Origin of the sequence: Candidatus Planktophila versatilis (genome assembly GCF_002288265.1) — a bacterium.
In the GTDB taxonomy this organism is placed as follows: Bacteria; Actinomycetota; Actinomycetes; order Nanopelagicales; family Nanopelagicaceae; genus Planktophila; species Planktophila versatilis.
In genome coordinates, this window is sequence record NZ_CP016778.1 from 539,147 (window position 1) to 551,062 (window position 11,916).

Annotated in this window: 8 protein-coding genes and 1 tRNA gene; all 9 read left to right on the forward strand. The window is 49.2% G+C overall.

Features of this window, described 5'->3' with window-relative positions; all coding sequences use genetic code 11:
• The 9 genes from A1sIIB76_RS02770 (at nucleotide 1) to A1sIIB76_RS02810 (ending at nucleotide 11,839) form a co-directional block, all read left to right on the forward strand.
• Entirely contained in the window at nucleotides 1-672 is a 672-nt protein-coding gene (locus A1sIIB76_RS02770; RefSeq protein WP_095696972.1) for a DsbA family protein, read from the forward strand.
• Nucleotides 673-675: 3 nt separating this feature from the next.
• On the forward strand, nucleotides 676-1,482 hold the full coding sequence (gene lgt, locus A1sIIB76_RS02775) for a prolipoprotein diacylglyceryl transferase (protein ID WP_095696973.1): 807 nt from the start codon (nucleotides 676-678) through the stop codon (nucleotides 1,480-1,482).
• A 9-nt stretch (nucleotides 1,483-1,491) separates the two neighbouring features.
• Nucleotides 1,492-2,205: a VIT1/CCC1 transporter family protein gene (locus tag A1sIIB76_RS02780; protein WP_095696974.1), complete on the forward strand. Its 714-nt coding sequence runs from the start codon at nucleotides 1,492-1,494 to the stop codon at nucleotides 2,203-2,205.
• 93 nt (nucleotides 2,206-2,298) lie between these two features.
• The gene (gene gltB / locus A1sIIB76_RS02785) at nucleotides 2,299-6,816 is read left to right on the forward strand and encodes a glutamate synthase large subunit (RefSeq protein ID WP_095696975.1); all 4,518 of its coding nucleotides are present in this window, start codon (nucleotides 2,299-2,301) and stop codon (nucleotides 6,814-6,816) included.
• Nucleotides 6,809-8,263, forward strand: coding sequence for a glutamate synthase subunit beta (locus tag A1sIIB76_RS02790; RefSeq protein WP_095693569.1), 1,455 nt, complete (start codon nucleotides 6,809-6,811; stop codon nucleotides 8,261-8,263). Before gltB ends, A1sIIB76_RS02790 begins: the two co-directional genes overlap by 8 nt.
• 93 nt (nucleotides 8,264-8,356) lie before the next feature.
• Nucleotides 8,357-9,796, forward strand: a complete 1,440-nt coding sequence (gene pyk / locus A1sIIB76_RS02795; RefSeq protein WP_095696976.1) for a pyruvate kinase — start codon at nucleotides 8,357-8,359, stop codon at nucleotides 9,794-9,796.
• Nucleotides 9,797-9,852: 56 nt separating this feature from the next.
• Nucleotides 9,853-9,925: transfer RNA gene (locus A1sIIB76_RS02800), tRNA-Leu, on the forward strand.
• A 1-nt stretch (nucleotide 9,926) separates the two neighbouring features.
• Nucleotides 9,927-10,526: an ANTAR domain-containing response regulator gene (locus A1sIIB76_RS02805; protein WP_095684637.1), complete on the forward strand. Its 600-nt coding sequence runs from the start codon at nucleotides 9,927-9,929 to the stop codon at nucleotides 10,524-10,526.
• 146 nt (nucleotides 10,527-10,672) lie between these two features.
• Nucleotides 10,673-11,839: a branched-chain amino acid ABC transporter substrate-binding protein gene (locus tag A1sIIB76_RS02810; protein WP_190279098.1), complete on the forward strand. Its 1,167-nt coding sequence runs from the start codon at nucleotides 10,673-10,675 to the stop codon at nucleotides 11,837-11,839.
• The last annotated feature ends 77 nt before the right edge of the window (nucleotides 11,840-11,916 follow it).

The window sequence follows — 11,916 nt, forward strand, 5'->3', positions numbered from 1 at the left end:
ATGAGCGCGAAGCCACAACCTGGAAAAGATAACTTCACTCGCAACCTTGTTATTGGTGTTGTACTCGGTGTAGTCCTAATCATGCTCGTACCAACGATTATCTCTAAGCAGACCAAGTTAGCTGCAAAGATTCCAGCGAGTGTTTCCGCAGAGCGAGGATATGGAATTGTCTTTAATGGTGAACTCACCGGCGTTCCCGTCCTTGATATTTATGAAGATTTCCAATGCCCTAGCTGCGCACGTTTTGAAGGAACCCAAGGTCAATACCTTGGCTCAATAATTGAAGATAAGAAGGCAACTGTTGTCTTTCACACTCTCTCATTTCTCGGCCCCGAATCCGTTATCGCCGCCAATGCAGCAGCATGCTCGGCCGACGAAGGTAAATTCTTAGCTCTCCACAAGATGCTCTATCAGACTCAGCCTCGAGAAAATTCTGGAGCCTGGACTAATGAAGCACTTGTTGCAGCCGGTGAATCAGTGGGCATTAAGTCAAAAGAATATGAAAAGTGTGTCAACAATGGCACCTATGCCGATTGGGTGGGTAATGTGCAAGCCTCCGCTGCACAGAGTGATGTGAATTCAACTCCAACGGTCTTCATCAACGGTAAGGAACTAGATCGCAATGCCTATTACGATCCGGCTCTCTTTATCGCCGCTGTAGAGCGCGGATAATTTTTGCGCAGTGCAATTCCAACGCCAACTATTTCGGCGTTTGAAATTGGTCCGCTCACTATCCACTTCTATGCTCTCTGCATCATTGCCGGGGTTGCACTCGCAATCTGGTTAGGCAATCGCAGATTTCTCAACTCCTTCCCGCAAGGAGTGGGTGTCGTTGCAGATGTTGCCGTTTTTGCGATCCCTGCTGGTGTAATCGGTGGCCGTCTCTATCACGTAGTGACATCACCTGATAATTACTTTGGTGCAAATTCTCGGACTCTAGATATCTTCAAAATCTGGAATGGTGGCCTTGGAATTTGGGGCGCGATTGCACTCGGTAGTGTGATTGCCTTTTTTTACTATAAGAGAATTGCATCGGCGAAAGATTTGCCATCTTTTGCCTATTTTGCAGATGCACTTGCACCGGGTATTGCAATTGCCCAGGCGATAGGGCGCTGGGGAAATTGGTTTAATGCTGAGCTCTTTGGTCGCCCACTTGATGCACCGTGGGCACTTTCAATTCCACTGCAATCTCGCCCGGCTGGATATGAAAACTTCGAAACCTTTCACCCCGCATTTCTCTATGAATCACTTTGGTGCTTTCTTATTGCCGCAGTGTTACTCGCCGCGCGAAAGCGACTAGTCCCAGGATCAATCTTTCTGCTTTACATCACGCTTTACTGCTTCGGGCGATTCTTCTTTGAAGCTCTACGTATTGATTCGGCACAGTCCTTTGCCGGCCTTCGCCTGAATCAATATGTTGCCGGGTTGTTGTTTCTTGGGGCAGGTGCAGCATTTCTGAAGTTTTATAGACGGACAAGGTAGGATTCGCATATGGCTTTAGAGGATGTATTCCAGCGCAATCTGCATCACCGCACCCACCGTGCCGGTTGGTTGCGGGCTGCCGTTCTTGGTGCAAACGATGGTTTAGTTTCAACTGCCTCGCTCATGATTGGTGTTGCAGCTGCGCGCGCTGGTGAGCAGAGTTTTCTTATCACGGCAGGTGCTGCCGGAATTGCCGCTGGTGCGATGTCGATGGCTGTTGGTGAATATGTCTCGGTTAGATCACAAAATGATATTGAAGAATCAGACAGGCTCCTGGAGATTGAGCACCTAGCAATTGATCCGGAAGGCGAGTTTGAAGAACTTGTACATATCTATATGGAGCGCGGGCTATCTCGTGAACTTGCGGTGCAGGTTGTTCATGCCATGCATGAGCGCAATCCATTGGAAGCGCATCTACGCGATGAGCTAGGTCAGCATCCGCATACAAAGGCACGTCCAGTGCAAGCAGCGGTGGCGTCGGCAATCGCATTTACGTTCGGAGGGTTAATTCCATTTGTGGGCGCATTCGCACCGACCTCCGGAGCAGCCGCATCGAGCATCGTTGGATTCACCATCGTAGGTCTGGTAATTACCGGAGTTGTGAGCGCGCGCACAGCTGGGGCAAAGATACTGACCCCGACACTGCGAGTTATTGCGGGTGGCGTGTTGGGTATGGCTATCACCGCCGGGATTGGTCACCTCTTACATTTGAGTGGCATCTAAAGCACCCCCTTGCTACCCTTTTGACCAATAGTTTTTAAGATAGTCGGGCCAATGATGTCCCTGAGTTAGCTAGAAATAGAGGGGCATCAGCGAATGGCACTTTCATCGAATTATCCTGTCGCACAGGGTCTTTACGATCCCGCACAAGAACACGATGCATGCGGCGTTGCGATGGTTGCCACCTTAAATAAAATTGCTACACATGACATTGTTGCCAAAGCACTTACTGCACTTCGCAATCTAGAACACCGTGGCGCATCTGGTGCGGAACCAGATAGTGGTGATGGTGCTGGAATTCTGATTCGAGTCCCTGATGCTTTTTATCGCGCCGAAGTTTCATTTACGCTACCTGTCGAAGGATCCTACGCAACTGGAATTGCATTTATCGCACAAGGCGCCGAGGTTCGCACGCAAATTACCAAACTTGCAGATGAAGAAGGTCTCACCGTCCTTGGTTGGCGCGAGCTACCAATTAATTCTTCTGCTCTAGGAAAGACCGCCCTCTCTGTCATGCCGCGCTTTGAGCAACTCTTCGTTGCTGGAAAGAAAAATGAAGCAGGAATCATTCTTGACCGTTTGGCATTCGCACTTCGCAAGCGTGCTGAGCACGCACTTGATCTCTATTTCCCTTCATTGTCATCACAGACAATTGTTTACAAGGGCATGCTGACAACCGGACAATTAGAAGAATTCTTCCCAGATCTCAGTGATACTCGAGTTGTTTCACCACTGGCTCTGGTGCACTCACGTTTTTCTACCAATACCTTCCCATCATGGCCACTTGCCCACCCATATCGATTCATCGCCCACAACGGCGAAATCAACACAGTAAAGGGAAATAGAAATTGGATGCGAGCTCGCGAATCACTTCTTGAAAGTGATGTCTTAGGCAAAGATCTAACCCGACTATTTCCTATCGTTGAAATGTCAGGTTCTGACTCAGCTTCATTTGATGAAGTACTAGAACTTCTCTATCTCGGTGGTCGCTCACTCCCACACGCAGTTTTGATGATGATTCCAGAAGCCTGGGAGAACCACGCGACCATGTCCCAGAAGCGTCGCGACTTCTATGCATTTCATTCATCATTGATGGAGCCATGGGATGGACCAGCCTGCGTTACTTTCACAGATGGCCACCAAGTGGGCGCTGTGCTGGATCGCAATGGACTTCGCCCATCTCGATACTGGGTAACAGCTGACGGTCTCGTTGTTCTGGCATCTGAAGTAGGCGTTCTTGATATTCCAGCGGAGAAGATTGTCCGTAAGGGTCGTTTGCAACCAGGAAAAATGTTCCTTGTTGATATCGAAGCTGGCCGCATTATTGAAGATGATGAGATTAAAGATTCACTAGCTGATGCAGCCCCATATGGCAGCTGGTTAGCCGATGGAATGATCAGACTTTCTGATCTTCCGGCGCGCGAACATATTGTCTATCCGCATAAGTCAGTGCTGCGCCGTCAAAAGGCATTTGGATATACAGAGGAAGAAATTAAAATTATCGTCACTCCGATGGCTAAAGGCGGGGGAGAAGCACTTGGTTCCATGGGAACTGATACGCCTATCGCTGCCCTATCGGCAAAGCCACGCCTGCTCTTTGATTACTTCACTCAGCTCTTTGCGCAAGTAACTAATCCGCCACTGGATGCTATTCGCGAAGAGTTAGTAACAAGCTTGGGTGGAGCTATCGGTCCAGAACACAATCTGCTTGATCCTGGTCCTGAGTCATGCCGCCAGATTTCCATTGCCTTTCCGGTAATTAACAACGATGAGCTAGCAAAGATTATTCACGTTAATGCCGATGATAATTATCCTGAACTTGAGTCCTACGTCGTTCGGGGACTCTTCCCGGTCACAGGTGATGGCAACACCCTGCAGACTCGTTTGGAAGAGATTAAGAAGGAAGTTTCCCAAGCGATTGCTAATGGCGCACATATTATCGTGCTCTCAGATCGCGATGGCGATGCCGAGGATTGCCCAATTCCGTCACTGCTACTTACCGCCGCTGTTCACCACCACCTCATTCGCGAGAAGACTCGTACCAAAGTTGGCCTCGTTGTTGAAGCGGGCGATGTTCGAGAAGTTCACCACGTTGCACTTCTGATTGGTTATGGCGCAGCTGCAGTAAATCCATACCTAGTAATGGAAACTGCCGAAGATTTAGTAACGCAAGGAGTTATTACCGGCATTACCCCGGAAAAGGCGGTTGCCAACGTTATTAAGGCGCTGGGCAAAGGCGTTCTTAAAGTAATGTCCAAGATGGGTATTTCAACTATCGCCTCCTATACCGGAGCGCAGGTCTTTGAAGCTATTGGTTTGGGTCAAGATCTCGTTGACGAATACTTCGTCGGAACCACTTCTCGCTTAGGTGGAGTGAGTTTGGATGTCATCGCGCAAGAGACAATCAGACGTCATCACCTGGCATACCCGGTAGGTGGAGAGATTCCTGGCGCCAAGCGCTTGGCCGTTGGCGGGGAATATCAGTGGCGCCGCGATGGTGAGCCACATTTATTTAATCCAGAGACTGTTTTCGCACTTCAGCATGCAACTCGCAATAAACGCTATGACATCTTCAAGCGCTATACCAATCAGGTTAATGATCAGAGTAAAACTCTGATGACTCTGCGTGGGCTCTTTGCATTTAACACCTCACAGCGCGCGCCAATCTCTATTGATGAAGTTGAGCCAATTTCTGAAATTGTGAAGCGATTCTCAACTGGCGCGATGTCTTATGGCTCGGTTTCACAAGAAGTCCATGAGACGCTGGCTATTGCCATGAACCGCATCGGTGGTAAATCAAATACAGGTGAAGGCGGAGAAGATGCTTCGCGCTTCCTTCCGATGGCTAACGGTGATTCCAAGAACAGTGCCATCAAGCAAGTTGCTTCCGGTCGTTTTGGTGTGACAAGTAATTACCTCATGAACGCCACAGATATTCAGATCAAAGTGGCACAGGGTGCTAAGCCTGGCGAAGGTGGGCAACTTCCTGGATTCAAGGTCTATCCATGGATTGCACAAGCACGTCTTTCAACTCCCGGTGTGGGACTCATTTCCCCACCGCCTCATCACGATATTTATTCGATTGAAGATTTAGCGCAATTGATTCACGATTTAAAGAATGCTAACAAGGATGCACGTGTTCACGTCAAGCTTGTTGCTGAAGTGGGCGTGGGAACCGTTGCAGCTGGTGTCTCTAAAGCACACGCAGATGTTGTTCTGATCTCTGGCCATGATGGTGGAACAGGTGCATCTCCACTGACTTCACTTAAGCATGCGGGCGCTCCATGGGAGCTAGGGCTTGCCGAAACCCAACAGACGCTGCTGCTTAACAACTTGCGTGATCGCATCGTTGTGCAGGCAGATGGCCAGATGAAGACAGGTCGCGATGTAGTAATTGCAGCACTATTGGGTGCAGAAGAATTCGGTTTTGCAACTGCGCCATTGGTTGTCTCTGGTTGCATCATGATGCGCGTATGCCACCTAGATACATGTCCGGTCGGTATCGCTACCCAGAACCCAGAACTACGTAAGAAGTTCTCTGGAAAGCCTGAATTTGTTGAGACATTCTTTGAATACATTGCCGAAGAAGTTCGTGAAATTTTGGCATCCCTTGGTTACAAGACATTACTTGAGGCAATTGGCCACGTGGAAAACCTTGATACCCGCGCCGCTATTGATCACTGGAAGGCGAGCGGTTTAGATCTTTCTCCACTTCTAATGCGTCCTGATGTAGATTCACCATTGCATAACACCACTAAGCAAGATCACGGATTAGCAGCAGCACTTGATAACAAGCTCATCGAGCTATCAAAGGCAGCACTTGAGTCCAAAGAATCTGTGCGCATCGATGTGCCGGTGCGAAATGTGAACCGTACCGTGGGAACAATGTTGGGTGCAGAGATCACACGTCGTTATGGGTCCGAAGGACTTCCTGCCGGAACTATTGATGTGACGCTGCATGGATCTGCGGGCCAATCACTGGGTGCATTTATTCCACAGGGGCTAACCATTCGTATGTATGGAGATGCCAATGATTATGTGGGCAAGGGAATTTCAGGGGGCCGAGTAATCGTGCGCCCAGATGAGAAGGCCACATTTAAATCTGAATCAAATGTAATTTCCGGAAACGTCATCGGCTACGGAGCAACATCAGGAGATATCTACATCCGCGGCCTTGCTGGTGAAAGATTCTGTGTGCGCAACTCTGGCGCTACTGCAATTGTTGAAGGCGTGGGCGATCACGCACTTGAATACATGACTGGTGGCACAGTGGTCATTCTCGGCAAAACTGGCCGAAATATTGCAGCAGGTATGTCTGGTGGACGTGCTTTCGTATTAGACCTTGATACCGCAATCGTTAATACCGAGATGGTTGATGTCTTGGCAGTGCCGGCAGATCAGCGTGAAAACCTGCGCGCCTTGCTATCTTCTTTCCACGTTGAAACAGGTTCTGAGATTGCGGAATCAATCCTTAAGAATTGGGAGACAGAGCTTGCGCGCTTCTCACTGATTATGCCTCGTGATTATGCTCGCGTGCTAGCAGCGATTGAGAAGGCTAACCGAGAAGGTTTACCAGTTGACGAGTATGTAATGGAGGTTGCAGCAAATGGCTGATCCAAAAGGATTTATGACGACTCCGCGCGAGACGCCAAAGCGACGTCCGGTCGATGTTCGTATTCAAGATTGGCGTGAGGTCTATGAACCACAGTCGATGGAGCATCTGCAAAAGCAGGCAGGTCGCTGTATGGATTGTGGAATTCCGTTCTGCCACTCTGGCTGCCCGCTAGGAAACCTGATTCCAGAGTGGAATGACCTGATTTTTCGTGGCGATAAAGTCGAAGCTATTGATCGTCTGCACGTTACTAATAATTTCCCTGAGTTCACGGGTCGACTATGTCCTGCGCCATGTGAAACAGCGTGTGTTGTCGGAATTAACCGTGATGCAGTCACCATTAAGCAGATTGAACTTCGCACCATTGAAGAAGCATTTGATGATAACAACGTAAAGCCCTTAGCCCCTGAGCGTCTTACTGGAAAGACTGTGGCTGTCATTGGCTCTGGCCCTGCCGGGTTAGCTGCGGCGCAACAACTTACTCGCGCTGGACACACAGTTGCTGTCTATGAGCGAGCAGATAAAATTGGTGGACTCCTTCGTTACGGAATACCAGAATTTAAGATGGAGAAGCACATCGTTGATCGCCGCCTTGCACAGATGGAGCAAGAGGGAACTCGATTCCGCCCAGGTGTTGATATCGGTGTGGATCTCACTGGTGCCCAACTTCGCAGCACCTACGATGCAATCGTCCTTGCCATTGGTGCAACGCAGTGGCGTGATCTTCCAATTCCAGGACGAGAAAATAAGGGCATCTACCAAGCGATGGAATTTCTTCCTTGGGGAAATAAGCAAGCTTTGGGAGAAATCGAAGAGTCACCTATCAATGTTGCTGGAAAACATGTAGTCATTCTTGGTGGCGGAGATACCGGCGCGGATTGCTTAGGCACTTCGATTCGACAAGGTGCGGCCAGCATCACGCAAATTGAAATTATGCCGCGTCCAACAGATGAACGTCCTTCATCACAACCTTGGCCGACCTACCCAATGATCTATCGCGTATCTAGTGCACACGAAGAACTCGACAACCGAGTCTTCTCAGTGAGCACACAAGAATTTATTGGCGATGGAAACGGGAACCTTAAAGCTCTTAAGATTGTGGAAACTAAGTTTGAAAATGGAAAGTTCGAACCTGTTCCAGGCACTGAGCGCGAGATTCCGGCGGACTTTGTCTTCCTAGCTATGGGATTCACTGGACCAGAAAAGTCTGCCATCATCGAACAACTTGAAGTTGGTCATGATGATCGTGGCAATATTTCCCGCGATGAGAATTTCCAATCAACTGAAGAAGGAATCTTCGTGGCAGGAGATGCTGGGCGCGGGCAATCACTGATTGTCTGGGCGATAGCCGAAGGTCGCGCAGCTGCTGCAGCTGTAGATCGCTACCTCGTGGGGGAGACGCAGTTACCTTCACCGATTGAGCCCACTACTCGCTCGCTAATGGTTTAAATCAGGTTTAACCCAGTGGCTTAATCGCCATTACACCCGAAGTTCACGTCAGCGACGCCGTAACTTCACCACAAGCCTAGATAGGGTAATCACATGCGTCGCGCAAAAATAGTTTGCACCTTAGGTCCAGCAGTTGAGTCTCCAGAGAAAGTAAAGGAGCTCATCGAAGCCGGAATGAATATGGCTCGCTTAAATCTCTCCCATGGTTCCTATGAAGAACACCAAGGGCGCCTAGACCGAGTGCGTGCAGCTGCGAAAGAGGCGGGAAAAGCTGTTGCAGTTCTGGTTGATTTGCAAGGACCAAAGATTCGTTTAGCTCGATTTGAAAACGGACCACACGAGCTATCACGTGGGGATATCTTCACCATTACTACCGATGAAGTTGCTGGAACAAAAGAGCGCGTTGGTACTACCTATAAAGGTCTGCCTGGAGATTGCAAAGCTGGCGATCGTATTCTTATTGATGATGGAAAAGTGACAGTTGAAGTCATCGAAGTAAAAGGTAACGATGTCATCACCAAATGTATTCAGCCTGGCTCAGTGAGCAATAACAAGGGAATTAACTTGCCGGGTGTTGCCGTCTCGGTGCCAGCGATGTCGGAAAAAGATGAGAATGACTTGCGCTGGGGACTCCGTGCTGGCGCTGATTTCATCGCACTTTCATTTGTTCGTAATGCCGCAGATGTGAAAGATGTGCACGCAATCATGGACGAGGTGGGAATCCGCGTACCTGTTATTGCCAAGATTGAAAAACCTCAAGCAGTAGCAAATCTGGAAGAAATTATCGCCGCCTTCGATGGAATTATGGTTGCTCGTGGCGACCTCGGTGTTGAGCTGCCGATTGAAGATGTTCCGATGGTGCAAAAGCGCTGCGTCGAACTCTCTCGTGATGCGGCAAAACCAGTCATAGTTGCAACACAGATGCTGGATTCCATGATTTCCAACTCTTCTCCTACGCGCGCTGAAGCAACTGACTGTGCAAATGCGGTACTCGATGGCGCAGATGCGCTCATGCTCTCCGGTGAAACTTCTATTGGTGAATTTGCGATCCAGGCGGTTGAAACTATGGCACGCATTATCGAGCGCACTGAAGAGCTAGGCCTAGCTCGAATTCGCCCACTTACCAATAACCCACGTACTAAAGGTGGCGCAATCACAAAGGCGGCAGCAGAAGTAGGGGAAATTCTGGGTGCCAAGTTCCTGGTGACATTTACTCAATCTGGTGACTCTGCGCGTCGTATTTCACGACTTCGTTCACCGATTCCTATCATTGCAATCACTCCTGATGTCGGTACCTATAACCGGCTGGCATTGACGTGGGGCGTTGAGTCATTGATAATTTCGATGGTCAAGCACACTGATGAGATGGTTCTACAAGCAGATAAAATCCTTATCGATGGAAAGCGTGCTGAAATAGGCGAGCCTGTCGTGATTGTCGCTGGATCTCCACCAGGAATACCTGGTTCAACGAATGCGATGCGAGTACACATTGTGGGTGATGCCGTGAACGGCGTTGTTCCTGCTTATCGTTAATCCACAACGCTCACCGTTTCACCTATCTGCCGACTTCTAATACGATATGGGCTCACGCCTCGGTACTCCAACGGTAGAGAGGGCAGTCTCAAACACTGCATAGTGTCGGTTCGAATCCGACTCGAGGCACATGAGCAATGAAACGAGTGCCAAGAAGGCTGTCAGAATTCTGGTCGCCGAAGATGAAGCTCTGATTCGCATGGACCTCGTGGAAATGTTGCAAGAGGCGGGTTATGAAGTAATTGCCCAAGCAACTAACGGCGAAGAAGCAATTGCGTTAGCGCTAGAACACCAACCAGATCTGGCAATCCTTGATGTGAAGATGCCGGTGCTTGATGGCATTTCTGCGGCCGAAAAGATCATTGCAACTGCTCCAGTATTAATGCTCACAGCATTTAGCCAACGTGAGCTCATTGACCGCGCGCGAGATGCTGGAGTAATGGCATATGTGGTTAAACCATTTACTATCGGTGATCTTGTTCCCGCTATCGAAATTGCCATCAGTCGCCACACACAGATGCAATCACTGGCAGTTGAAGTTGCTGACCTACACGAGCGACTAGAGACTCGCAAAATAATCGATCGTGCTAAAGGAATCTTGATGAAGGCGCTAAACCTTTCAGAGCCAGAGGCATTTTCCTGGATTCAGCGGGCGGCGATGGACCGGCGCCTCAGTATGAAAGAGGTCGCCCAGGCCGTGATTTCACCTGAAGCCGCCCTGGATAAATAGGCCGATTTCCAGCCTTTTTGTAATCCAAAAGTAATAACTCATGCGGGAAAGGCCGGAATTCCGCCTTGTCTCAAGTGCGGGTTGAGCATTACTCTTAGCACTTCCCTGTCCCGGGACACATGAAATACGAAACAGGAAGGCAATACATGAATAAGAAGATCGTAAGCGGCTTCGCAATAGCTGCTGCTGCAACACTTGCATTCGGTGCAGTTGCAACAGCTCCAGCGAACGCAGCACCAAAGAAGTCAGTAAAGCTTGCATATATGGGCCCACTTACAGGTGGCGCTGCAGCACTAGGTTTGGATCAGATTCCAGGTGCTATCTGGGCTATTGATCAGTACAACCGTACAAACCCAAAGGTAAAGATTGAACTCGTAAAGGCAGATGCTCAGTGTGACGGAACAGTCGCAGCGAACGTTGCTCCTGGAGTTGCTGCAGATAAGGGAATTATCGGCGTTATCGGAACAGCATGTTCTGGTGAAGCTCGTAACTCATTTCCTGCATACAAGGCTGCTGGCCTAACAATGGTTGCTCCATCAGCTTCAGCTGTTGACCTTACAGACCGTAAGTCAAAGTCAAACGGCTTCCCAATTTTCCACCGCGTTGTTGCTAACGACGGATTCCAGGGTCCAGCACTTGCTAAGTACGCAGCACGTGGCGTCAAGGCACCTAAGTACTTCTTGGTTGACGATCAGTCACCATACGGTTCTCCGCTTATCAAGAAAGACGTAACACCAATTGCCAAGAAGCTTGGCACGATCGTTGGAACAGATTCAGTTGCTCAAAAGACTGCAGACTGGTCATCAGTTGTTGCAAAGATTAAGGCATCTGATGCAAACGTCGTTGTATTCGGTGGTTATGACTATGACGCAGGCCCATTCGTTAAGGCTCTTAGAGCTGGCGGATATACAGGTATCTTCGCTGGTGGCGACGGAATCAACACATCTGATTTCATTAAGCTTGCTGGTGGAGCGACAATTGCTGAAGGCGTTCGTATGTCTGCCGCTTCAGTTCCTTTCGATACATTGTTGACAGCTGCAGAACTTGCTGACTTCACAAAGGTAACTGGGGTCAAGGTTCCAGGACTTTATGCTGAAACAGCATGGACAGCTACAAACGTATTCATTCAGTGCATCAAGGAAGGAAAATTGACTCGTCCAGCTATTCAGGTGTGCGTGAACTCAGGTACATTCACAGCTGCTGACAAGACAAAGTTCCGGTTTGACCGTTACGGCGACCCAACAGTTGCAGCAGCAGTTGCTGGTTGGTACGTTAAGAATGGCGCAATTGTCTTCGACACAGTCGATTTCTAATTTCGCTGGAATTTCTTAAAACTGTGTAGTAGGCGTGGCCTCCGCTAGGAATATCTAGCGGTGGCCACGCTTCTCAA

Coding starts and splice junctions, on each gene's coding strand:
- A1sIIB76_RS02790 (WP_095693569.1), top strand. CDS start 6,809: ATGGCTGATCCAAAAGGATTTATGACGACTCCGCGCGAGACGCCAAAG.
- pyk (WP_095696976.1), top strand. CDS start 8,357: ATGCGTCGCGCAAAAATAGTTTGCACCTTAGGTCCAGCAGTTGAGTCT.
- A1sIIB76_RS02780 (WP_095696974.1), top strand. CDS start 1,492: ATGGCTTTAGAGGATGTATTCCAGCGCAATCTGCATCACCGCACCCAC.
- A1sIIB76_RS02810 (WP_190279098.1), top strand. CDS start 10,673: ATGAATAAGAAGATCGTAAGCGGCTTCGCAATAGCTGCTGCTGCAACA.
- gltB (WP_095696975.1), top strand. CDS start 2,299: ATGGCACTTTCATCGAATTATCCTGTCGCACAGGGTCTTTACGATCCC.
- A1sIIB76_RS02770 (WP_095696972.1), top strand. CDS start 1: ATGAGCGCGAAGCCACAACCTGGAAAAGATAACTTCACTCGCAACCTT.
- A1sIIB76_RS02805 (WP_095684637.1), top strand. CDS start 9,927: ATGAGCAATGAAACGAGTGCCAAGAAGGCTGTCAGAATTCTGGTCGCC.